The organism is Bacteroides sp. ET225 (assembly GCF_024733745.1).
Classification (GTDB): domain Bacteria; phylum Bacteroidota; class Bacteroidia; order Bacteroidales; family Bacteroidaceae; genus Phocaeicola; species Phocaeicola excrementipullorum.
This window is the reverse complement of record NZ_JANRHN010000001.1, coordinates 101,975-125,785: the sequence shown is the minus strand read 5'-3', so window position 1 is coordinate 125,785 and position 23,811 is coordinate 101,975. Positions and strand designations below refer to the sequence as shown.

General features: G+C 43.8%; 20 protein-coding genes and 2 pseudogenes. 17 read left to right on the top strand and 5 right to left on the bottom strand.

What is annotated here, in order from left to right:
* Window positions 1–5: 5 nt before the first annotated feature.
* The 3 genes and pseudogenes from NW212_RS00590 to NW212_RS00580 all read right to left on the bottom strand — a co-directional run bounded on the left by NW212_RS00590 (window position 6) and on the right by NW212_RS00580 (window position 2,328).
* Window positions 6–1,412, bottom strand: a complete 1,407-nt coding sequence (locus NW212_RS00590; RefSeq protein WP_258336710.1) for a restriction endonuclease — start codon at window positions 1,410–1,412, stop codon at window positions 6–8.
* Window positions 1,413–1,576: 164 nt separating this feature from the next.
* Window positions 1,577–2,146: pseudogene (locus tag NW212_RS00585) on the bottom strand (IS4 family transposase).
* Window positions 2,104–2,328 (bottom strand): DUF4372 domain-containing protein, encoded by a 225-nt coding sequence (locus tag NW212_RS00580; RefSeq protein ID WP_258336709.1) that lies wholly within the window; start codon window positions 2,326–2,328, stop codon window positions 2,104–2,106. Before NW212_RS00580 ends, NW212_RS00585 begins: the two are co-directional and overlap by 43 nt.
* 974 nt (window positions 2,329–3,302) lie before the next feature.
* Here NW212_RS00580 and NW212_RS00575 point away from each other — a divergent pair.
* The 11 genes and pseudogenes from NW212_RS00575 to NW212_RS00525 all read left to right on the top strand — a co-directional run.
* Window positions 3,303–3,863, top strand: coding sequence for an NAD(P)H-dependent oxidoreductase (locus NW212_RS00575; protein ID WP_258336708.1), 561 nt, complete (start codon window positions 3,303–3,305; stop codon window positions 3,861–3,863).
* A gap of 203 nt (window positions 3,864–4,066) precedes the next feature.
* Window positions 4,067–4,297 (top strand): DUF2007 domain-containing protein, encoded by a 231-nt coding sequence (locus NW212_RS00570; RefSeq protein WP_258336707.1) that lies wholly within the window; start codon window positions 4,067–4,069, stop codon window positions 4,295–4,297.
* Window positions 4,294–4,758, top strand: coding sequence for a hypothetical protein (locus tag NW212_RS00565; protein WP_258336706.1), 465 nt, complete (start codon window positions 4,294–4,296; stop codon window positions 4,756–4,758). The genes NW212_RS00570 and NW212_RS00565 overlap by 4 nt, the downstream gene beginning before the upstream one ends.
* A gap of 142 nt (window positions 4,759–4,900) precedes the next feature.
* Window positions 4,901–5,833 carry a lytic transglycosylase domain-containing protein gene (locus NW212_RS00560; protein WP_258336802.1) on the top strand — a complete coding sequence of 311 codons (933 nt, stop codon included), beginning with the start codon at window positions 4,901–4,903 and terminating at the stop codon, window positions 5,831–5,833.
* 86 nt (window positions 5,834–5,919) lie between these two features.
* A complete protein-coding gene (locus NW212_RS00555; protein WP_258336705.1) occupies window positions 5,920–9,036 on the top strand; it encodes a glycoside hydrolase family 2 TIM barrel-domain containing protein in 3,117 nt (1,038 codons plus the stop codon).
* A gap of 159 nt (window positions 9,037–9,195) precedes the next feature.
* Window positions 9,196–10,143, top strand: a complete 948-nt coding sequence (locus NW212_RS00550) for an acyltransferase (RefSeq protein WP_258336704.1) — start codon at window positions 9,196–9,198, stop codon at window positions 10,141–10,143.
* A gap of 96 nt (window positions 10,144–10,239) precedes the next feature.
* Window positions 10,240–10,728, top strand: coding sequence for a ferritin (locus NW212_RS00545; protein WP_258336703.1), 489 nt, complete (start codon window positions 10,240–10,242; stop codon window positions 10,726–10,728).
* A 130-nt stretch (window positions 10,729–10,858) separates the two neighbouring features.
* Window positions 10,859–11,539 carry a hypothetical protein gene (locus tag NW212_RS00540; protein ID WP_258336702.1) on the top strand — a complete coding sequence of 227 codons (681 nt, stop codon included), beginning with the start codon at window positions 10,859–10,861 and terminating at the stop codon, window positions 11,537–11,539.
* A gap of 21 nt (window positions 11,540–11,560) precedes the next feature.
* The gene (locus NW212_RS00535; RefSeq protein WP_258336701.1) at window positions 11,561–12,130 is read left to right on the top strand and encodes a cob(I)yrinic acid a,c-diamide adenosyltransferase; all 570 of its coding nucleotides are present in this window, start codon (window positions 11,561–11,563) and stop codon (window positions 12,128–12,130) included.
* A 62-nt stretch (window positions 12,131–12,192) separates the two neighbouring features.
* Window positions 12,193–12,414 (top strand): DUF2795 domain-containing protein, encoded by a 222-nt coding sequence (locus NW212_RS00530; RefSeq protein ID WP_002558131.1) that lies wholly within the window; start codon window positions 12,193–12,195, stop codon window positions 12,412–12,414.
* A 159-nt stretch (window positions 12,415–12,573) separates the two neighbouring features.
* Window positions 12,574–13,772: pseudogene (locus tag NW212_RS00525) on the top strand (tyrosine-type recombinase/integrase); the annotation flags it as partial.
* A gap of 236 nt (window positions 13,773–14,008) precedes the next feature.
* Here the strand turns inward: NW212_RS00525 and NW212_RS00520 are convergent.
* Window positions 14,009–16,861, bottom strand: coding sequence for a DEAD/DEAH box helicase family protein (locus NW212_RS00520; protein WP_258336699.1), 2,853 nt, complete (start codon window positions 16,859–16,861; stop codon window positions 14,009–14,011).
* A gap of 5 nt (window positions 16,862–16,866) precedes the next feature.
* Window positions 16,867–18,237: an ATP-binding protein gene (locus tag NW212_RS00515; protein ID WP_258336698.1), complete on the bottom strand. Its 1,371-nt coding sequence runs from the start codon at window positions 18,235–18,237 to the stop codon at window positions 16,867–16,869.
* A 235-nt stretch (window positions 18,238–18,472) separates the two neighbouring features.
* Between NW212_RS00515 and NW212_RS00510 the strand changes: the two genes are divergently transcribed.
* The 6 genes from NW212_RS00510 (at window position 18,473) to der (ending at window position 23,701) form a co-directional block, all read left to right on the top strand.
* Window positions 18,473–19,408, top strand: coding sequence for an IS1595 family transposase (locus NW212_RS00510; RefSeq protein WP_375337925.1), 936 nt, complete (start codon window positions 18,473–18,475; stop codon window positions 19,406–19,408).
* A gap of 135 nt (window positions 19,409–19,543) precedes the next feature.
* A complete protein-coding gene (locus tag NW212_RS00505; RefSeq protein WP_258336697.1) occupies window positions 19,544–20,080 on the top strand; it encodes a DUF177 domain-containing protein in 537 nt (178 codons plus the stop codon).
* Window positions 20,081–20,097: 17 nt separating this feature from the next.
* Complete coding sequence (gene rpmF, locus NW212_RS00500; RefSeq protein WP_007565939.1) at window positions 20,098–20,283, top strand: 50S ribosomal protein L32; 186 nt, start codon at window positions 20,098–20,100, stop codon at window positions 20,281–20,283.
* 111 nt (window positions 20,284–20,394) lie between these two features.
* Window positions 20,395–21,393 (top strand): beta-ketoacyl-ACP synthase III, encoded by a 999-nt coding sequence (locus tag NW212_RS00495; RefSeq protein WP_258336696.1) that lies wholly within the window; start codon window positions 20,395–20,397, stop codon window positions 21,391–21,393.
* Window positions 21,394–21,472: 79 nt separating this feature from the next.
* Window positions 21,473–22,354, top strand: coding sequence for a GTPase Era (gene era / locus NW212_RS00490; RefSeq protein ID WP_258336695.1), 882 nt, complete (start codon window positions 21,473–21,475; stop codon window positions 22,352–22,354).
* 33 nt (window positions 22,355–22,387) lie between these two features.
* The gene (gene der, locus NW212_RS00485; RefSeq protein ID WP_258336694.1) at window positions 22,388–23,701 is read left to right on the top strand and encodes a ribosome biogenesis GTPase Der; all 1,314 of its coding nucleotides are present in this window, start codon (window positions 22,388–22,390) and stop codon (window positions 23,699–23,701) included.
* Window positions 23,702–23,811 lie beyond the last annotated feature (110 nt).

Here is a 23,811-nt window from a genome sequence, read left to right as displayed (position 1 = left end):
TCCGCTCAATCTCCGTTTTCAACATAATCACATAATTTCTCTATTGTGTCGTTAAGTTTGGCCTTGGCTTCTGACATTTTTTTATCATTCAGCAAACCGATAATCTGATCGGTCTGCTCTTGAATATCTTTCCTGTCTGTATAAAAAAGAACTTTTCTGTTATCTTTTTTACTGAAATCTCGTAATGATTCAAAAGCGATGCGTATGTAACGCTCCTGATTTTTGCGCTTGTTTTTGCTGGTTAAAGGCTTCTCTATTATTTGTAGTTCCTCTAACTTCATCGGGTTGAAGTTCTTGAAGCGATAATCATAAAGGGAATACTCGGGATGTAGATATTGCATCAACAACTCATTTCCGCCTTTCTCGCTTATAACTGAAAACAACTTTAAGATATTTTGGTGGCACTTTGCCATAATGGAACTTAGTTTCTTGGCGTCATCATCACTGTTGACGTTGAATTTACATTTGTCCCAAATGTATTTAGCATGCCAACTGACAACAGTTTGGCCGTTGTTTTCCAATTGTATCAGTTTCTTTACATCGCTAAGGGTAAAGCGGTTATTCTTCGCGGAATTGCATGAGGCGCACATGGGAGCAAAGTTTGTGCTATGGCAAAATCCCAGTGAAATAGGACCTATATGGTCTGGTGACATTTGTGCCATTTGTTTGCAAACAGGGCATTCATACCTGACAGTGCATTTATGAAATTCTCCCATCAGTCTGTTGGCGAGATTGTAGTTTCCGTCAGCCCATTCTTCATATGCCCGTCTGTCCTGTGTATAGGTCTGCATATTATCTTTGTGTCTGCCTTTGTCCGTTCTTTCACGGCAGCATAATCCGTCCGAATGAAAGCCGTCAAATCGGTCTGGACAATTGCTCATAACTCCGGGCGATAAATACTTGCTTTGTTCGCTCTGTGCCAATCTTTTGATTTGCTCTATTAAATCCGTTTTGTTTGCGTAAGATGTCACGCCAAAGAGTGCAGCGATGTATTTTAAGTCTTTTTCTGTGTTGAAATGATGTTGGACTATTTCCATAATTGTGCAAGAAGTCTGTTCAACGTTGATGTCGTAGTCCTTTTTGAGCTTTGTCAGAAGCAACTTTGAAGGGTAAACAGCATAAATGCTCAGTTGCTTTCCACAGCATTGGCAAGTATGCATCTTAGTAGGATGTAACAACCTGGCTATAATAGCATAACATCCTTTTTGGATAGGTATGTCATGTTGCTTGCATTTTTCGTTCCACCAATTAGTCCGTGCAATACCTTGTTTAGACTTGCCGGCAACAACCCATTTGACGCATCCATTTTTCCCCCTTTCGTATGGTAGACCAGCATAATTCTTATGATTGACAATATATTCTGTATATGCTTTAAAATTGTCATTCCAACTTCTATCATTATTATTGTTCATATCGTTTTGATGTTTAAATAAAACGTGTTTTCATGAATAGGCTGAATGCAAAATTAATGATTCAGGCCAGAATGCCTGTCGTTCCGTTCAATTATTTGCAATTAATAAGAGAATGTTTAAACTTTAAGTCACTACTGTCCACTAAAAATGGACAAGGTTAAAAATTAAATACTTGAATCATATCGGTCTTTGACATTTTTGAAATTCGATTTGTCAAACAAGTCACTGAGATGTTGTTTTATCCGTTTGAAGAACAGTTCAACACTCCATCTGTTTCGATAAAGCGATGATATTAACTCCGCAGATGCGTCAAGATTGTTCGTCGGGAAGATGTATTGTGTACCGTCTTCAGGATTCTCCACGATGAGTTTTCTAAGTTTCCCGGGGTAATCCTTAGAACTTTTATAAGCCGTAAGGCATCCGATTGCATCCGAAACTACACCTTCCGGCAATCTTCGTTTTCAGGTTTTAGGCTTGATCCGTATGTTTGTTTTGGTTCGCACGACGAAGAAAGCACCTATACGATTTATCGTATGAAGGTTGCTGAAATCGTTATACCCGCAGTCGAATATGTAATGTGCTCCTGATTCGTATGGAGTTTCAGGCATAGCCTTTGAATCGTGAATATTAGATGGTGTAACATGCACAAATGCAGGTACTTCCGCTTCAATATCGTAGAGCGTATGCAACTTTATTCCGCCTTTATGTTTGCGAAATCTAGCCCACTCAAACACTGGCAGGCACAGATCAATCGTTGTAGAGTAAATAGCTGACCGAACGTCATCGTAAACTGTTGATTCCAACAAGTATAGCTCTTGATATACTTGTTGCCATTGTATTTCTTCACAATGTATTTGAATTTTTCGTAATCAAGGAATTTCACTAATTGAGAGAAAACGTACTCGTCTTTAAACATAACGGTCTGATTTTGACCGCAAAGTTAAATTCACGTTTCGGGAATATCAAATCGCTTATAACAAATTGAACTTCAATAATTTCAAAGAACTTCTATGGCTTTTTAGTGGACACTAATAATATTTTCCATATAGAGAGCCGATGTAGCTTTCTTTCTAGCCTTGTTTGTAGCCTTATAGTAGTTATAGCTATTTATATGAGCGAATCAGAAGGAATTTTCATTAACTGTTTTACCTTTGCCTGCGAAGTTAACAGGCATCATAATGCATGATTTTCTTGATCAGTTTGTGACGAAGGAATCTTCATTCTTTCCGATATATGCACTGCACTGTCCGGATGGTTAAACATTATCCTTGTGGTTGAGGAGCACGTCAAGATACCAGTCTACAAGCTTGCAGTTTTCGCCTTGTTTTTCCAAATGCGCTTTGTCCGATGTCTGTTCTGCACGCAGTATCATACAGTCCCGACGTACTGAAATTTAAGAGCGGAAATCAAAAAGCAACCTCTGTCGCATTTGATCTCCGCCTGCAAAAATCATTTTATATGAACGATAAAAAGAAACACCGGAAGCGGTGCTTCCCGCATCGCAACGTGCAAAAATAATGATTTTCCGAACAATAGCAAGGCTTATTGGGTTTATTTTAAATGAAAGAGCCGTGGATTGAACGAGAAAAACAGAACGGAATGCAAAAAGAAGAACTGGAAAATCATTATTTTTGCATCAGTATGCTCCAATCATAAGGACATCCAGTATCGGGATATTGCATGTCGCGCAAGATGTGGTGGACAACAGCTGTTGCTGGAGAAATGGCTCGTCAAAAAAACTTGATTGGGCATACGAACGGTTGATGCATAGCAGTACAGAACTTTCTGATGTATATGGGGCAGCAGGTTTCAATAACCGTTCGTTCAAGCGGCTGCTCAGAGTGTTTCCGGAAGAGATTGCAATAAGGTATAATATAAAAAGAAAAGAAGATGAAAAAGATTTTGATTGTGTCGGGACATCCCGACTTGAACGATTCGTTTGCCAACAAGACCATATTGGAAGAAACAAAGCATTTATTGCCAGAGGCAGAGTTTGCCTATCTGGACAAGCTGTATCCGGATTTTCATATTGACGTGAAAGCAGAACAGGAGCGACTGCTTCGTGCAGACATTATTGTGCTGCAATATCCATTATTCTGGTATAGTGCGCCTTCGCTTCTGCACCGCTGGGTGGAGCAGACTTTCACGCATGGCTTCTCTCATGGCAGCACAGGAGATAAATTGAAAGGCAAGCAGATTGTCCTGTCTTTTACCTCCGGTGCACCCGAAGATATGTACCGGTATGACGGTCCGCAGCACTATCCCATTGATGATTTCCTTCCTGCATATAAGCAAATGGCAGATTTGTGTGGACTGCAATGGTGTGGCTACATCTATAGCGGAGGCCTTTCGTATGCCAGCCGCCATGATGAAGCAGAGCTGGCCCGGATGAAAGCGAAAGCAGTTCGCCATGCACATTTGCTGGTCGAAAAATTGAAAGGAATGGCGTAAAATTGTGTGTCGGAAAAGTAGAAGTTTCCAACACACAATAAGGGCAGCTTGTTTCAGAACTTGATAGAATGTTGCTTTATTGGAAATGTAATCCGGCAACGGAAAAAACTCGGCCTGAAGAAGCGATTGTTTGAAAACTTTTCTTATCTTTGAAAATAAGAAGCAGGGTATATGCTCTGCTTGGTTTATTAAATTTTCGGATTATGAGAGCGAATGATTATGACTCTTTGGTTGAGGTTTTCAGAGGGGATCTCTGGGAGGCCGAATTGGTAAAGGGCTTGCTGGCTTCCGCCGGCGTGGATGCCATGCTGAAGGATGAAAGCTTGTCGGTTGTAACTTCTCCGTATGCGGGCATGGGGGGAAGCGTGCGGGTGATGGTGAACCCGGAAGAAGAAGTTTATGCCAAAAAGGTTGTAGCGGAAAGAAAGCCATGAGTAAATTCCTTTTTCTTCTTGCGGCTTTTCTGCTGTCTGTCCCTTGTCGTTCGCAAGAGTTGAAGTCTGTCGTGTGGACCTCGTTTGATGTGTCGTTTAAGGCTCCCTCCGATATGGTTGTGGCGGAAGATTCTTCGGAAGGATATGCTGTCGGCAACTCTACCTACTATATAACTGTGGAACTTCTGGAAGGTGAAGGCATCAGGCGGGCGGAACTGGCTGGCGAACTGAAGGCCATAGCTGCGGACGATGAGGTGACAAAGCAGACACCGGTTGTGTCTTTTGATCTTTCTCAGTTCCATGGAGTGTATCTGAAAGGGATTTGCGGGTCTGACCGTTGTGTCTACAGTTACCTTCTTGCCAAAGATGGCAGTTGCGGGTTTTACGTTTCGATTGTTTACAAGGATGCGGATGATGCGCTTCCGGAAACAATCTTGCGGAGCTTTGCCTTGAAAGACTGATCCGGCCGTTCGCGGGTGTCTTGCCGGATAGATTTTATAAATTTTGCTAAAAGATAGCGTTCTTTTATGCCGTATTTCGTATTTTAGTTTGCAAATTGACTGAAATATGAAAAATACTCATTGTTTACACATAGGCGCCGGTATGCTGTTTTTTCTTTTTGTCATTTTTTCATTGTCAGGATTTACGAGAGCAGGCGATGAAAAGCATTCAGAGCAGGACGTGGTGCAGTATAGCTGCATAGAAGTTCCCGAAAGTATTGTATTTTGCGGCACGGCTATTGATCTGACCCGTTTTGACCGGCGTGAGCGGATGGATCGTGAACTGATGGCATTTGCTTATATGCATAGCACCTCTCTTCAGATCATCAAGCGTGCAAACCGTTATTTTCCTATTGTCGATCCTATATTGAAAGAATATGGAGTTCCTGAAGACTTCAAGTATCTGATGGCGATTGAGAGTAATGTCAATCCGCTGGCTCGTTCGGTTGCAGGAGCGGCTGGCCTGTGGCAGTTCATGCCGGGCACAGCGAAGGAGTTCGGACTGGAAGTGAACAGTCATGTGGACGAACGTTATGATGTGGAGAAAGCTACCCGTGCGGCCTGTAAGTATCTGAAGCAGGCTTATGCCCGCTTCGGCAACTGGGAAACGGTAGCAGCATCGTATAATGCGGGGCAAGGCAGAATTTCGCGGCAGCAGGACCGGCAGTATGCCGAAAACGCACTTGACCTTTATCTGGTTGAAGAAACGGCGCGTTATGTGTATCGGATATTGGCCGTGAAAACAATGTTGGCCGATCCCAAGAAGTTTGGTTTCCGTTTGCGGGCAAGCGATTTGTATCCTCCTATCCCTTATCACACGGTGAAAGTGACGGGACATATTGAAGATCTGCCCAGATTCGCAAAATCGCAGGGAACAAATTTCAGTCTGCTCAGAAACATGAATCCTTGGCTGAGAGATTTCTCTTTGCCTAATCATGGGAAGAAAGAATATGTCATTCGCATACCTGATAAGGAAGAAATGCATTATAATCCGCGGGTTATTGTCCCTTATGACAAGAATTGGGTGGTTGAATGACGAAAAAATGTCCTGCTGGGAATAGGAAACGTCCTATATTTGCAACGCTTAATTTTTTATATTTTATAACCATCTATTTATAAACCATGAAAAAACAATTAGTTCTAGGCATCTTTGGCGCTTGTTTGCTTTCTGCAAACGCTCAAAGTTTCAAAGAATGGCAAGATCCGGAAATCAATGCGGTGAATCGTGCGCCTATGCATGCAAACTTTTTCGCTTATGAGAATCTGGAGAAGGCGGGGAAAGCTGTAAAGGAAGATTCTGAGAATTTTATGAGCATTAACGGCATCTGGAAATTCTTCTGGGTGGCCAATGCGGACGCTCGCCCTACCGATTTTTGGAAAGTGGGTTTCAACGACAAAGGATGGGATGATCTGCAAGTTCCGGGTGTATGGGAGCTTAACGGGTATGGCGATCCCATTTACGTGAATACGGGTTATGCATGGAGGAACCAGTATGAAAGCAACCCTCCGTATGTGCCGGTCGAAAAGAATCATGTGGGTTCGTATCGGCGCGAAATCATGGTTCCTGCCGAGTGGAAAGGAAAAGATATCATTGCCCACTTTGGTGCAGTCAGTTCAAACATGTATCTTTGGGTGAACGGAAAATATGTGGGCTACAGTGAAGACAGCAAGCTGGAAGCTGAGTTTGACTTGACTCCTTACTTGAAAGCAGGGCAGAAGAACCTGATCGCTTTTCAAGTGTTCCGCTGGTGTGACGGCTCATATCTGGAAGATCAGGACTTTTTCCGTTATACGGGGGTAGCTCGCGACTGTTATCTGTATACTCGTAACAAGAAACGGATTGACGACATTCGGATAACTCCGGATCTGGACAGCCAGTATAAGAATGGTTCGCTGGCCGTAAACCTGAGCTTGAAGGGGAATGTGAACGTTGAGCTGGAGCTCTTGGATGCACAGAACAAAACCGTAGCATCTGCTTCCGCAAACGGTTCCAAGAATGTGTCGGTGACTATGAATGTGGAGAATCCTAATAAATGGACGGCTGAAACTCCTTATCTTTATACTTTGCGCGCAACTGTAAAAGAAGGAAATAAGGTGAGCGAAGTGATTCCGGTCAAAGTAGGGTTCCGCAAAGTTGAACTGAAAGGCTCTCAGGTTCTTGTAAATGGACAGCCCGTTCTGTTCAAAGGGGCTAACCGTCATGAGATGGATCCCGACGGCGGTTATCATGTCTCACGCGAACGCATGATTCAGGACATTCAGATCATGAAGCGTTTCAACATCAATGCTGTGCGTACCTGCCATTATCCGGATGATAATTTCTGGTATGATCTGTGCGACAAGTATGGAATCTATATGGTGGCTGAGGCTAACATCGAGTCGCACGGAATGGGATACGGTGACAAGACCCTGGCAAAGAATGCTTCCTACAAGAAAGCGCATCTGGAGCGCAATCAGCGTAATGTGCAGCGCAGTTTCAATCACCCGAGCATCATTTTCTGGTCATTGGGTAACGAAGCCGGGTATGGACCTAACTTTGAAGCTGCATATGATTGGGTGAAGGCTGAAGACTCAAGCCGTCCGGTGCAGTATGAGCAGGCGCATCAGACCGGAAAGACAGACATTTTCTGCCCGATGTATTATGATTATAAAAACTGTATCAAGTATTGTGAGGATGACAGCAAGACCAAGCCGCTGATTCAGTGTGAATATGCTCATGCCATGGGTAATTCTGAGGGAGGCTTCAAGGAGTATTGGGATCTGGTACGCAAATATCCGAAATATCAAGGTGGATTCATTTGGGACTTCGTTGACCAGTCTTGCCGCTGGAAAGGCAAGGACGGGGTGATGATCTATGCTTATGGCGGCGATTTCAACCGTTTTGACGCCAGCGACTTCAACTTCTGCGACAATGGGCTGATCAGTCCTGACCGTAAGCCGAATCCGCACATGTATGAAGTGGCTTATTACTATCAGAACATCTGGACAACTCCGGGAGACTTGTCTAAAGGTGAAGTGAAAGTGTATAACGAGAATTTCTTCCGTGACCTTTCGGCATACGCTATGGAATGGGAAGTGCTGAAGGACGGCAAGGCTGTGCGCAGCGGACGTATGGAAAATCTGAATGTTGCTCCCCGTCAGACAGCTACTGTAAAACTGGATTTGGGACAGGCCGATGGGGAAGGCGAATGGCTGCTGAATGTGAGATATATCCAGAAGAATCGTGAAAACCTGATTCCGGCCGGTCATGTGGTGGCAAAGGATCAGTTGGCTCTGACTGAATACAAGGCGCCTTCGATGGACTTCCCCAATGTGGTTGGAAGCAACGAGGTGGCCATAGTTCCCGAAGTAAATGCGGACAACGTCAATTGTGTGGAGATTACGGGGAGCAATTTCAATATTCAGTTCAATAAATATACCGGCTATATGGATCGGTATACGGTGAATGGGGTTGATATGATTAAGGAAGGTGAAGCTTTGACACCGAATTTCTGGCGTGCTCCGACAGATAACGATTTTGGTGCCAACTTGCAGAACAGGTTCCGTGCATGGCTGAATCCGGGGCTTAAGCTGGAATCCATCAAACATGAAACGGCTAATGGGCAAGTAACCGTTTCTGCTGAATATGCAATGAAAGGCATTTCTGAAGCCACAAAACTGTATCTGACTTATGTTATCAACAATCAGGGTGCTGTAAAGGTTACCCAGAAGATGGTGGCGGATAAGAACGCAAAGGTATCTCCGATGTTCCGTTTCGGTATGCAGTTGGTTATGCCGAAATCTTTCGAGAAGATTTCATTCTACGGACGTGGTCCGATAGAGAATTACAGCGACCGCAATCATTGTACGGATCTTGGCATCTGGAACCAGAATGTAAGCGACCAGTTCTATGCTTATATCCGTCCGCAGGAAAATGGCAACAAGACTGACATCCGCTGGTGGAGGCAGATGAATGATGCGGGCAACGGTCTGGAATTTGTTTCAGAGGCTCCTTTCTCGGCTTCTGCTCTGCATTATACCATCAGTTCGCTCGACTCGGGACCTTACAAACGTCAGGAACATTCGAACGAGGTGAAACCTGCCGATCTGACGAATGTACTGATCGACAAAGCTCAGATGGGCTTGGGATGTGTAAACAGTTGGGGTGCATGGCCGCTTGATGAATATGTGCTGCCTTACGGTGATTATGAATTTACGTTCATTATGACTCCGATCCAGAGCAGTATCAGTATTCTGTAATGTGAAAGAATTGAACACAGAGGTGCAAGCACAGCGTTCTGTGCTTGTAGCTCTGTGTTTTGAACTTATATTCGGACATTTGCTTTTCTTTTTGGGGTGGAAAGCATTTGCTTGTCTGTTTTTATTTCCTAATTTTGCCTTTTTTAAAGGCATGTTTGTATGAAAGGCAGAATTGCGGAACTGGATTTTTTGAAATGCATATTCATCTTGCTGATGATTGTGTTTCATCTGGCATACATTGGCGACAAATATCCTTATGCCAAGTCTTTGGTCTATACATTTCATATGCCGGCTTTCCTGATCATATCGGGGTATCTGATGAATGTGGAAAAGGAAATTCGTCCGTTTCTCAGGATGATTGTCTGGATTTTCATACCTTATGCAGTGATGGAGAGCGGATATGTGATTGTGTCATCCGTGCTTCCGGTTCGTGGCGGCGTTGATGAGTTGGGGTGGGGAGTATGGCTGGAGAAGCTTTTCCTGCATCCGGTAGGGCCTTATTGGTATTTGCATACTTTGATAGTTTGCGGATTGACCTATTATGTAGCATTTCGTCTTTTCCGTAACCGGAGAAGCTTGATCTCATTCTTTATCGTTCTTGGTCTGCTTTATGCGGCAGAGGCTGCATGGGCTGGAGTGGTTTCTTTGCCTAATGCTTTTTATTTCCTTGCAGGAGCCGTTTTAAGGCGCACTTCTGTTGGGTTCTGCTCATTTTTCAGGCCGTCGTTGTGGGCTGTGCTTCCGTTTGTCTGGCTTGCCTCTGATATGTCGAATCTTGACAGGGCGCTTGTTCCGGGTGTTTTGCTGACATATTTGGCTGTCAGCTTGTCACTTGTTTTGTATCGCTGCTTGCCGGAGAGGTTTGTCCGTGCTGCCAATTTTATAGGGGCAAACACTTTTATTCTTTTGGTTTTTTCTCCTATATTTACCATGCTTGTCAAACCGCTTGTGCCTGTTTTTTCGTTTGACTCTTCTGGCATGCTTTTTCTGGCTGTATCGTTGGCGATAACAGTGTCAGGATGCTTGGGTATCGCCTGGTTAATGGATAAGCTTCGTTTATCGCCCTATTTTTGGGGAAAGGCAAGGATGATCCAGCGCTCTTGTTGAGATTTCGCGACAGATTGTCAGTTTGCATTTTCATTGGCACTCTGTTTGTAGGAAGTATAGTACATCTTGATTAAACAATTAAAAAAACATACAATTATGATTTCAGAAAAATTACAGAACGCGATTAATGACCAGATCAATGCTGAAATGTGGTCTTCCAACTTGTATCTTTCAATGTCTTTTTATCTGCAGAGTGAAGGATTCGACGGCTTTGCATCATGGATGAGAAAGCAGTCGCAAGAGGAATTGCAGCATGCTTATGACTTGGCAGACTATGTGGCAAAACGTGGAGGCGTTGCTAAAGTTGATAAAATAGATGTTGTTCCACAGGGCTGGGGCAGTGTGCTGGAAGTGTTTGAACACGTATATAAACATGAATGTCATGTTTCTGAACTGATTGACGAACTTGTCAATGTAGCTTCGGGCGAGAAAGACAAGGCTTCTCAGGACTTCTTGTGGGGCTATGTTCGCGAACAGGTGGAAGAAGAAGCTACTGCGCAAGGTATTGTTGAGAAGTTGAGAAAATGCGGTGACGGTGCGGGCATCCTTTATTTGGACGAACAACTGGGCAAGTCACGCGCTTAAAATCAGGTTATTTGAATAAAGAATCATCCTGCGGTTTGTTGCAGGATGATTTTTTTTGTTCTGATGTCTGTTGGTCTGTCATAAATTTTTAACTTTGCCCCAAGTTATAACTTTTAATGATTGCTTGGAAATGGGGGATATTATTTTACGGGGATGGAACTGGTGCAAGCGTATCCGCCACCGGAAAGGCTATGGCGTACATTCTCCGTCAGATTTCTTTTTCATAACAAATGTTGTTTATGAACAACAGCCTTTCTATGCTTATAGCTCTTTGCATCATTTGCGGAGAGTTGTGGCCTTTTTGCCCCATTACCGTGAGAAAGTGGACAAGTTTCTTTTCCGGCTTGTGAACTATCTTCAACCGTCTGTTCTTTTTGAGGTGGGGACAGGAAGCGGAATAAGTGTGAGGTATATGCTTGAGGCACGGAATGAAATGTCGGTTTACACGTTTGCAGAACAGTGCCAGGAGGCTGTAAAACGCATCTTGTCTGCCAAGCCTGCGGTGGAATATCTCGAAGGCAGCTGGCAGGAAAAAGTGAAGGAACTGACAGGAAAGGGAGTTGTACCCGATCTGGTTCATATTGCTTATACGGCGGATTATGAGAAAGTATTTGAAGAGCTTCTTCCATTTGCCGGACCGAATACATGCTTTATAATAGGGAAGCCATATTTGAATGGCGAGAAGAAACGGTGGTGGAAAAGTGTTGTCAGGGATCCGCGCACGGGAGTAACTTTTGACCTGTATGATATCGGCATTGTGTTTTTTGATAAAAAACGGGCAAAAGAGCATCGGATCGTGAACTTTCTGTAGAGTTTTCAGGTTGTATCGGATATGGGAAAAAGTAAGATTTATACGAAGACTGGCGACAAAGGCACTACTTCTCTGGTTGGTGGGGTGAGGGTGTCGAAGACTCATGCCCGTCTGGAAGCGTATGGTACGGTAGATGAGCTGAACTCGTTTCTGGGTATGCTGGCCGTGTCTGTAGATGATGTTGAGACGGAAGTTCAATTGCGCAATATACAGCATCGCCTGTTTGCCTTGGGAGCTTATCTGGCAACCGACCAGAACGAAACGGATTTGCATGTGGCTGGTATGGTGGCACCGGAGCATGTTGCTTTTTTAGAGCGGGCCATAGATGATATTGATGCGTCATTGCCTCCGTTGCAGGGATTTATCTTGCCGGGAGGAAGCCGGGACGCTGCTTTGTGTCATGTGTGCCGTACGGTTTGCCGTCGGGCTGAGCGGAGGATCCTTGAACTGGAAGAAAAGGGCGTATGCGAGATAGACGGGAACGTAAAACGTTTTATTAACAGATTGTCTGATTATTTGTTCATTTTGGCAAGAAGATTGAACTGTTTAACAAATAAAGATGAAATTTATTGGGATAAAAGTTGCAAATGAGATATTTTGTTATACATTTGTGGCTCAATAATTAGAATGTGAAACTTTAAAATTTAAATATCATGTATTGGACATTGGAATTGGCCTCTAAGCTTGAAGATGCTCCTTGGCCGGCAACAAAAGATGAACTGATTGACTATGCTATGCGTTCGGGTGCTCCGCTGGAAGTTATTGAAAACTTGCAGGAAATGGAGGATGAAGGCGAAATATATGAAAGCATTGAAGATATTTGGCCTGACTATCCGAGCAAAGAAGACTTCTTTTTCAACGAGGAAGAATATTAATAGCCTACAGACGGGTTAAATAATTGAATATCAACGCGATAAACAAAGATAATTTGTTTGTCGCGTTGGTGTTTTATGGTGTTATATGGTGCGGTTTGTTTGTCTAAAATACATTACCTTTGCTTCTCCTCATGAATATTGAATTGGGAGGAAAAGCATATGGGAAGACCGAAAAGACTATATTCATTGGGCAAATACCGCCTTCGCACGCCGAAAGTGGTTGACAAGGAAAAAGCCTATCCTGTCGAGTTGGAATACACTTGGAACAGGCAGGTAATCCGTAAGACAACGAATGTCTTTGTCAAAGTTGCGGACTGGAACCAGAACGGCAATCAGGGACGGGGTGAAATACGTGCAAGTCATGGCGGTGAATCCAAACGACTTAACCAGTTATTGCTGGCACGTGTTGACCGTATAGACTCACAACTTGCCGAATATAGCGAAAAACATCCTAATCAGATAACCGCTGATGTCGTATCCGGCTTTCTTGCGGACAAACCGCTTGCACGTCGTGATCAAGGGAAGGACTTCGTGGAGTTTACATTGGAACGTCTTTTTTCTGACTATGCAAGAAACAGAATCGGAAGGAGCCGGTATGAAAACGGAAAGAGCTGCATGAATATATTCCAGACATTCCTGAGAGCTACCCGACAGGGACCCTATCGTTCTGACAGCATTTATGTAGGCGATATGACTCCGGAGCTGTTAGACAGTTATATATCGTGGCGCAGGGAAATCAAGCAGAATAGTGATGCCGCTATCAACCACTCTCTGACTCCGATATTAAAAGCATGTGCATACGCCTGTGAAATGGGCATGATGGAACCTGCCGTCACTGCAAGGATTCAGGATATGCACATTGTGACTAAGGTATCGCTTTCTGAAGAAGAGGCAGAGTTTGACGGCAAAAGTTTCAGTAAGGAACAGATGGCGGCATTGCTTGAATATTACAAGACCTGTACTGAACCTCGTAGAAAAGAATTTTTGGAAATGTTCTTCTTTGCCTTCCATGCCTGTGGACTCCGTGTAGTGGATGTGATGACATTGCAGTGGGGCCATGTCAATTTTGAGAAGAAGGAACTGAGAAAAATCATGATTAAGACGAACAATCGCCATGTAATTCCTCTTACGGAACCTGCCTTGAATATTCTTCACCGGTGGAACGTGCCGGATGTCGGTATGTATTCAACTTAGTAAAGTATGATCTGGATCTTGATGATGCTGAGGCTCTGTACAAGTCCCGTAACAATGCAACGAAATGCATCAATCAGTCGCTGGCGGTTGTCGGAGAACAGATAGGGCTTCCGTTTACCCTCTCAATGCATTGTGCAAGACATATAAATTCTTCTTATTCATTGAAAACAAGAAACTTACAAAGATTGTCAGTTTGACAGGTAACGACTTGGAAACCAGCGGGCTTCTATATTTTTCTATGTTCTGCATCAATCAAATGAACGCCTTTCTCATTTGCAAAAGTAATATTTTTCTCCTTCACTGCTAAAACTATTCCTCTGAAAAATAGAGAAAATTACACTTCCCTCAACGTAAGGTTTCCCAAACGTAATAACACCTATTAACGACAGAAAAATTAGCGTTAAGTATAAAGCACTTCTAAGACATTCTCTGCCAATGCCAAATTATATATGCGTATGGCGTTATTTTCATCAGTGTTGTAACCAAGATAGTTGACACTGCCATACCATACCAAGGATTTGTCAATGATTGCAACATCAATAGCCAATGCGTCGTTAATCTTGATACTGACTCCTATTTCTCTTAGCCTTTCTTCCTTTTCAAAGTTACTCTTGATTAATGTGATAACCTCCACGCCCCGCGCAGACAAATTCCTTAGTATATTTAGTATATCAAGTATAGGCGAATGTTTGGCAAACCAAAGTTTTGTCGCAGAAATAACCACCGAATATTTCGCTTGGGACAAATCTTTGAAGAACTCATTTTGGTATGTATGCCCATTAAAAATAATGCTATGGCTTTCGTTGAATAAATCCATTGGTGCATTGGACATTATTTGATAGCCCACAGAAGCATACCCTCGTAGTCTTCGTTTGTACATGACATCACACATCGGTACGCGAATGTCGATGTAATCGTAAATCCGAACTTCTTTCTTGTCTAGATATTCCCGATGCAAACGCCCTGCATATTGTGCAATGATACCTTTCCAAGAAACGGGCAAGGCTAAAAACAGAGTATCCAATCGTGGATAGTCAAAACCTTCGCCCACATATTTCCCTGTTGCCACTATGGCAAGCGGTTCCGTAGGAGAGATACTTTGTAGCAATTTCATTTTCTGCCGTTTTTCTCTTGCCGATTCAGAACCGATAAGAGTAATAATATTCTTGCAATGGAGAGCTAAGGCATTTGCCAAAGTTTCGACATGGGCGGTAAGACTGGTCAATACAATGGGAGAACGTCCTTCCATTAATGCCTTACGCACATCGTCTATGATAAGATTGTTCCGATTTTCATCTTCAGCCATTTTCTGAATCATTCGTGCATAAGTGGACCTATCATCTGTCAACTCTCTGTAAGAAGTGAAACGGGGAACAAGCAGACGTGTGAATGTCTGGGAGGCTATTTGAGTTTTTGCATCTGCCGAATAGCGGATAGGGCCGCATTGCATGAAAATGATAGGCTGATGCCCGTCCTTGCGGATTGCGGTAGCTGTCAGTCCATATACATAACGGGCATTGGCATACTTCAATATCCGTTCAAAATTCACTGCTGATACATGATGGCATTCGTCCACAATCAGCATTCCGTAATTCCGAACAAAAGATTTCACCCCGTTGTCTTCCAAACAGGATTGTATCAGGGCAATGTCTATTTTCCCACGCAGTGAATTTCCCTTAGAGTCCAATGTACCGAACGGTGAAAAGGCTTTTTTACGGCCACGTTTCTTAGGAAGGTCTTCTTCCGTAAAATCTATTTCCAGAAATTCTTCCAAACGGGATTTCCATTGGTCTAACAAAGATTTAGTATGCACTAATATCAGCGTATTTATTTTCCGTTCAGCTATCAAACCGATAGCCGTAACCGTTTTGCCAAATGCGGTAGTGGCATTCAGTATCCCATTATTATGCGTTGTCAAACTGGCTATGGCAGCTTTCTGTTCTTCACGAAGTTCGCCTTTAAACCTTACGGTTACGTTCTCCCCGTGATTGGTTTTATCCTCTATTCGGTACGAGATTTGATTGTCTTTCAAAAGAGTAACGACCGCATCTTCACATCCACGAGGCAGGGCAATGTAATCTTCTTCCATATCGGCACAAGAAATAATACGGGGAATGTTGTAAATAGACAAGCGCATACCTTGTCTGGCATAAAACTCCGGATTCTTGAACGAAGCAATCCGTTTCAGATGATTGATGACCCTTGCAGACAATCCCGACAAAGGGATGTATAGCATATTGGAACGTATGAGAACAAGATTGGCTGGAAAATCATTAGGAGTGATTTTCTGAGGTACTGGAGTCTCCCACGGTTTGGATTCACTGGTAGTGGACAATTCGCCTAATTCGGAATCCGTTCCATGCTTTGCCAATATCGCGTCAATTGTTGTTTCGGGAATCCGTTTTATCTGAAGCAGATAGTTCCATTGGTTTTCGTAAATAATAAAATTCTCGTCCACAAATACGCTGTTCCCTTCTTTGCGTGCTTTCCCTTGCAACGGCAACGCCACCAGATTCCCGAAACCACCCTCTGGCAACCGATCTTGATTGGGGAAGAAACGGTCGTATGATTTGAAAGTCATCCGTCCGTTTCTTTCCATTGCTTCTGTTAGTACCGCATATCCCAGTCTTCGCGCTTTGGAGGCAGGCAATGGCAGTTCAAAGAATATCCATACATGTGCACCGTTTCCGGAGCGGGAGCGTTCAATGGAACAAGGAATATCCCAATCTTTGCAGACCCCGACATATGCCAACACATCTTTCTTATATCCATGTTCGCAAGACTTGTCATCGAAATCCGCACACAGAAAATTGCAGTTGTTGTCGGCAAGAATGGCATAGGCACCGATTACATCCTGCCCGTCCTGGGTTTTCCCTTCAAGATGCCGGTATATATCCTCATACTCCAACGGTTTGAACAACCTGTTGGGACATTCCGCGCACTTATACTTTTTCTTGTCACACAATTGCCTGTCCCATTCGTTCCGACACACAGGCTGGTAACCTGATTTTCCGCTTGTCCTACTGTGCCATCTCCGTGCAAACACATCCTCGCGTCCTTTGAACAGATTGCGGAATACACTTACTTTTTCTTCCAAAGACAAATGTTGCTTCATGATGGGCTGTGTCATAGGAATATCCTTGCTGTTTAGTAATGTCTGTAGCCTATCGACCTCCTTATGAAGAAATTCATTCTCCTTAAGAAGTTTGTTGTACGCAGCCAATAGTTCTTGGTATGTAAGCTGTTTTCCCATGTCATTCAAAGCAACGGTGTCATATATAAAGGCAGATACACAATCCCATTTTCTATTTTCATATCCTTATCGTGAAGCACGTAGGGAGTGGATAGCTGGGAGCCGTATTTGGCTATACATTTTCTCAACGAGTTCAGTGTGTAGCGCTGTCCGGATTTTACTTCAATGGGTGAAATATTATGCCTGCTGGTCGTTACAGGTTTGGCTATCAGGAAGTCAATTTCCATACGGTCATCTGCTGATGTTCGGGAACTGTTGCTGAAAAAATAAAGTTTGTGTCCTGCCGCCCGAAGTATTTGCGCCACGATATTCTCCACCAACATTCCCTCGTTCACTTCCAGCTTGTCAAACATCAGTTTCCGGTAAAGGTCCGCACTTACTATCCCACGTTCGTCAAAGGCGTGGCTGATGAGCAGCCCGGTATCACCCATATAGCATTTCAGCGTTGTACGTTCTTCATTCAGTTTCAAGCCGATACTCGGTTCGGTCGAATTATAACAACAGTTAATTATTTTAGCGTCACTCAGCCAAAAGAAAGCCTGCGAATAATCACGCATACGGGCTTCACTCTGCAATGCGGATAAGACAAACTTCTTTTCGTGTTTCTGCAATTGCCCCGGAATCTCCTCAAAGATAGCGGCAACTTTCGTTTCCTGATTGTCCGCATATTTGTGAATGTCATTGCGGTAAAGAGCCAATATATCGCGCTTCACTTCATCCACCTTTTTAAAGTCCCGCGTTTCCACATATTTCTGTACAGCCTGTGGCATTCCTCCGATAATCAGATATTGCCGGAAATAGTCCATTGCCCGGCGGTGGAAAGCCTCCATCGGAAGACGTTTGTCAAACCGCATCCGGATGTAAGGCATCAGCATTTCATCGCCCATAGCCCACAGGAATTCCTCAAAGTCCATCGGGAACATTTCGATGGCATGTTCCTCTGAAGGCAGCATGATGTCCTTTACATTCTTCTTGATGGAAATAAGCGATCCTGTCTCAATATAGTCATAACGTCTGTCTGCCACTAAATGCTTGATGGCTGCACGGGCACGGGGACAAAACTGCACTTCATCGAATATGATTAAAGAACGGGCTTCTTCGTCTTTTGTTTGACGTGGAGTAAGTTTCCGCCTAAAATAAAGTTCCAAATTCATGAAAAGCATGTCGAGGTCATCCAAATAAAGGTTGAAAAACTCCATTACCTGAGGATTTACCTTGCTGAAGTCCACCAGAATGTAAGACTCATATTCTTTGCGTGCAAATTCTTCCACGATATAACTTTTCCCTATACGCCTGGCTCCTTCTATCAAAAGGGCAGTATCACCCTTATGGTTCTTCTTCCATTCCAACAGTTTATCATATATCTTTCTTCTCATAATTCACGTATTCACCTTTATTATCTAATTAATATTTCACATATTCAAGGTTATTATAGTCGCAAATATACACATTTTCTTGGATTAGAAAGAACTTCAGGATGTTTTCATTTCAATTAAATGAATGTCCGCATGTTACAAAATTAGCAAAGTTTAAACTGCCAAATTGCCCCACAGGCATGTTTTGGAACACTTTATGCAGGATATAAAACGTAAGACAATAAACATATGCATTATGAACCTGCTTGATTTTTACCGTCAATATCCCGACGAGGCATCCTGTGAGGAAGCCCTTCGCCGTTTCCGTGAGCATCATGGCCTGTTCTGTAGTCAATGCGGCGGTTTGCGCCTGAGCTGGAATCCGAGCCACAAGTCCTGGACGTGCATGGATTGCAAACATGAGATGCAACTTCGTTCCGGTACGGTAATGCAAGGCAGTCATCTGCCTGTTCGTGACTGGTTTGCTGCCATGTTCCTTCTGACGGCGACAAAGCGTGCCATATCCACCAAGGAGATACAGCGCCAGATTGGCCGTAAGCGTTACCAGCCTGTATGGGAGATGGTGCATAAGCTGCGCGACGTGATGGGCAAGCGCGACGGACGCTACCCTCTCCATGGGGACATGGAGGTTGACGAGGGCTTCTTCTCCACGGAAACGCCCGAAGAACAGAAAGATTGCCCGTTGAAGCGCGGACGGGGAAGCCAGCGCAAGACCCCTGTCCTTGTCATGGCGGAAAGCAGCCTGCCAAAGACGCCTCCGGCCAAGAAGTACAGTACGCCCAAGAGTGTCGGGCATATAAAGATGCAGGTCATCGATGATTTCAAGGCTTCCACCATTACCGGCAAGATTAGGCAAGGAACGGACGGGAATGCCGATGTGACCACGGACGGGTTCAGCAGCTATGCCTCTCTTGGAAAGGACGGGGTGGCATCCTCCCATCATGCCGTCGTTACGGACGACAAAAGGAGTGTCGGGAAAGTCCTGCCATGGGTACACATTGTCATCAGCAACGCCAAGAGGAGCATACTGGACACTTACCATGACATAAAAGCGGAGTTCCTCCAGCTCTACCTCAACGAGTTCTTACTAATTGGCAACTTGCAGACATTCATATTGTTTTTTTTCTTTCTCCGATTGTGTATCAAGCACATTATGAAGGGGAATGGGTAGGGTGGCAAGCATTTTTCACAAATAAAAAACGGATTATATTGGAAAAAATGAATTATTATTTGTATCTTTGTCGCCCGATTTATAGGGTATTGCGACTTGGAAGAGCTTGATATATATAATGTAGGGTTAAGAGATATGCGTCAGGACTCATGTGAATATGAGTGCACGCTTGATGATCGTTTTTTTACGGATATCGATGCTGGTGATATCCAGAAAGGACATCTGAATGTCCAATTGTCTGTGAAAAAGACGATAGGCGCATATATGTTGAACTTCCATATAGAGGGAGCGGTGACTGTTGTGTGTGACCGTTGCCTTGACGAACTGGAACTTCCGGTAAATACAGACAATGCCTTGAAAGTGAAGTTGGGTTCCGATTTTTCGGAAGAAGAAGACTTTGTCACAGTGCCTGAGGAAGATGGGTATATTGATGTTTCATGGTTCATTTATGAATTTGTGGCATTGAGCTTGCCCATGAAGAAAGTTCATGCTCCCGGTGAATGCAATGAGCAAATGATGGGAGTGCTGAACGAACATAGCTGCATCTCGTCCCCGGCAGAAGAGCTTGAGGATTACGAAGATATGGAGGAGGGTACGGAAGCGATTTCGGATGATGGTCGGGAGAGTGATCCGAGATGGGACGAACTGAAGAAAATATTGAATAATAATTAAATAAAAAACTTAAAACAATGGCACATCCTAAAAGAAGACAATCAAAAACGAGAACTGCCAAGAGAAGAACTCACGACAAGGCAGTTGCTCCTACTTTAGCTATCTGCCCTAACTGTGGTGCATGGCATGTTTATCACACTGTTTGTGGAGCTTGCGGTTACTATAGAGGTAAATTAGCGATTGAAAAAGAAGCTGCCCTCTAAACCGGACAGCTTGATTGAACACATCATGTGTTTGGTAAGGAATAAAGCCGGAGAGCCTTTTCGGCTCGTCCGGCTGTTTTTTTTATCACTCACAGGCTTAAATTTGAAAGGATGGAAAAAATTAATGCTGTAATTACAGGAGTCGGCGGATATGTTCCAGACTATGTGTTGACAAATGAAGAATTGTCACGAATGGTTGATACCAACGACGAGTGGATTATGACACGTATCGGCGTAAAAGAAAGGCGTATCTTGAATGAAGAGGGATTGGGTACTTCCTATATGGCGCGTAAGGCAGCCAAACAATTGATGCAGAAGACGAATTCTGATCCGGATTCTATTGACTGCGTAATTGTGGCTACTACGACTCCGGATTATCATTTCCCTTCTACTGCTTCTATTCTCTGCGACAAGTTGGGACTGAAGAACGCTTTTGCCTACGACCTTCAGGCTGCTTGCAGCGGATTTCTCTTTGCTATGGATACCGCAGCCGGACTGATTCAGTCGGGGCGTCATAAAAAAGTGATTATTGTAGGTGCCGATAAGATGTCATCGATGGTCAATTATGCCGACAGGGCCACTTGCCCGATTTTTGGTGACGGAGCGGCGGCCTGCATGGTGGAAGCCACGACAGAAGACTGCGGAATCATGGATTCTCTGCTGAGAACCGACGGAAAAGGACTTCCTTTCCTTCACATGAAGGCCGGCGGCTCAGTCTGTCCTCCCTCTTATTTTACGATTGACAACAAGATGCATTATTTGTATCAGGAAGGAAGAACCGTATTTAAGTATGCCGTTTCAAACATGTCGGACGCTACTGCACAGATAGCTGAACGCAACGGACTGAATAAGGACAATATTAACTGGATTGTGCCTCATCAGGCTAACTTGCGCATTATTGATGCTGTGGCTTCCCGTCTTGAAGTTCCTTTGGAGAAGGTAATGATTAACATACAGCGTTATGGAAATACCAGTGCTGCCACATTGCCTCTTTGTCTTTGGGATTATGAGAAGCAGCTTAAGAAAGGCGACAATATCATCTTCACCGCATTCGGCGCCGGATTCACTTGGGGTGCCTGCTATGTGAAGTGGGGATATGACGGAAAATGATTTGAAAAATTCTTCAAATGACAAAAAACGCATCCCGATCCGATGCGTTTTTTTGTCTGCTATTAAATAATTGATTATTATGCACAAAGCCGGATTTGTTAATATTGTGGGAAATCCTAATGTGGGGAAATCCACATTGATGAACTTGTTGGTGGGCGAACGTATTTCTATCGCCACTTTCAAGGCCCAAACGACTCGTCACCGTATCATGGGAATCTTGAACACGGATGATATGCAGATCGTCTTCTCTGATACCCCTGGAGTGCTTAAGCCGAATTATAAGCTGCAGGAGTCTATGTTGAATTTCTCGGAGTCTGCGCTGGCTGATGCCGATATCCTTTTGTATGTGACTGATACGGTTGAAAAGCCAGACAAGAACATGGATTTTGTGGAGAAGGTTAAAAAAATGACAGTTCCGGTTTTAGTGCTGGTCAACAAAATTGATTTGAGCAATCAGGAGGCTTTGGTTAAACAAGTGGAGGCTTGGCATGCGCTTTTGCCTGACGCTGAGATCATTCCGATATCGGCAAAGGCGAAGTTCAATATAGACGTGGTGATGAAGCGCATCAGGGAACTTCTGCCGGATTCGCCTCCTTATTTCGGCAAGGATCAGTGGACTGACAAGCCTGCCCGCTTTTTTGTGACTGAGATCATTCGGGAGAAAATCCTGCTTTATTACGACAAGGAGATTCCTTATTCGGTGGAAGTTGTGGTTGAAAAGTTTAAAGAAGAGCAGAAGAGCATTCACATCAATGCGGTTATTTATGTGGAGCGCGAATCACAGAAGGGAATCATTATCGGGCATAATGGTGTGGCGCTGAAGAAAGTGGCTACGGAAGCGCGGAGAGCTTTGGAGCATTTCTTTCAGAAGTCAATCTATATAGAATTTTTTGTGAAAGTCGATAAAGATTGGAGAAGTTCTGACAAAGAACTGAAAAATTTCGGCTATCAATTGGATTAATCTCGGCTGCGAAGCCGTAAATGTAATAATGTTATGGGAAATTTAGTAGCAATTGTAGGACGTCCCAATGTGGGGAAGTCGACACTGTTTAATCGCTTGACACAGAGTCGTCAGGCGATTGTGAATGAACAGGCCGGTACAACCCGCGACCGCCAGTATGGAAAGTCGGAATGGGTAGGTAAGGAATTCTCAGTCGTAGATACAGGCGGTTGGGTAGTGAACTCGGATGATATTTTTGAAGAGGAAATACGCAAGCAGGTGGTTTTGGCCATTGAAGAAGCGGATGTCATTCTGTTCGTGGTAGACGTGATGAATGGAGTGACAGACTTGGATATGGATGTGGCTAATATTCTGCGTCGTTCCAAGACTCCGGTGATTGTGGTGGCAAACAAGACAGACAATAATATGTTGCAGTATAATGCGGCAGAGTTTTATTCGCTTGGTTTGGGCGATCCGTATTGTATTTCTGCAATGAGCGGAAGCGGTACGGGCGAACTGCTCGACTGCATTCTGAGCAAGTTCAGGAAGGAGGCCTCGGAAATCCTGGATGAGGATATACCCCGTTTTGCTGTAGTGGGACGACCGAATGTAGGAAAGTCATCCATCGTGAACGCATTCATCGGAGAAGAACGGAATATCGTGACTGAGATAGCTGGCACGACCCGTGATTCGATCTATACGCGTTATAATAAGTTCGGCTTTGATTTTTATTTGGTTGATACGGCAGGTATCCGTAAAAAGAATAAGGTAACCGAAGACTTGGAGTATTATTCAGTGATCCGTTCCATCCGTTCGATAGAAAATGCAGATGTCTGTATCCTGATGCTTGATGCTACCCGTGGGATAGAGGGACAGGACCTGAATATCTTTTCATTGATTCAGCGTAATCAGAAAGGTTTGGTGGTTGTTGTAAACAAGTGGGATTTGGTTGAGGTAAAGACGGATGCGGTTATGAAGGGATACGAAGATGCAATCCGCAATCGCCTGGCTCCTTTCACAGACTTTCCGATAATCTTTACTTCTGCTTTGACTAAACAGCGCATCTTTAGAGTGCTTGAAACAGCGACGGAAGTATATAAGGCGCGCACGACAAAAATATCAACGGCCCGTCTGAATGAAGAGATGCTTCCTTTGATTGAGGCATATCCGCCTCCTTCGAACAAGGGCAAATACATAAAGATCAAGTACGTGACTCAATTGCCTAACACGAGGATTCCTTCGTTTGTGTTCTTTGCGAATCTTCCGCAATATGTGAAAGAACCTTACAAGCGTTTCCTTGAGAACAAGATTCGCGAGCGCTGGAATCTGTCGGGGACTCCGATAAATATTTTTATTCGTCAGAAATAATATTCATACCAGTATAGGAGAAGAGGTGTAAAGATGGCTGCAGAAAGCATTTTTGCACCTCTTTTTATTGAAATGAAGAAAAAAACGGGCATTTTATTTGTATTTTGCCG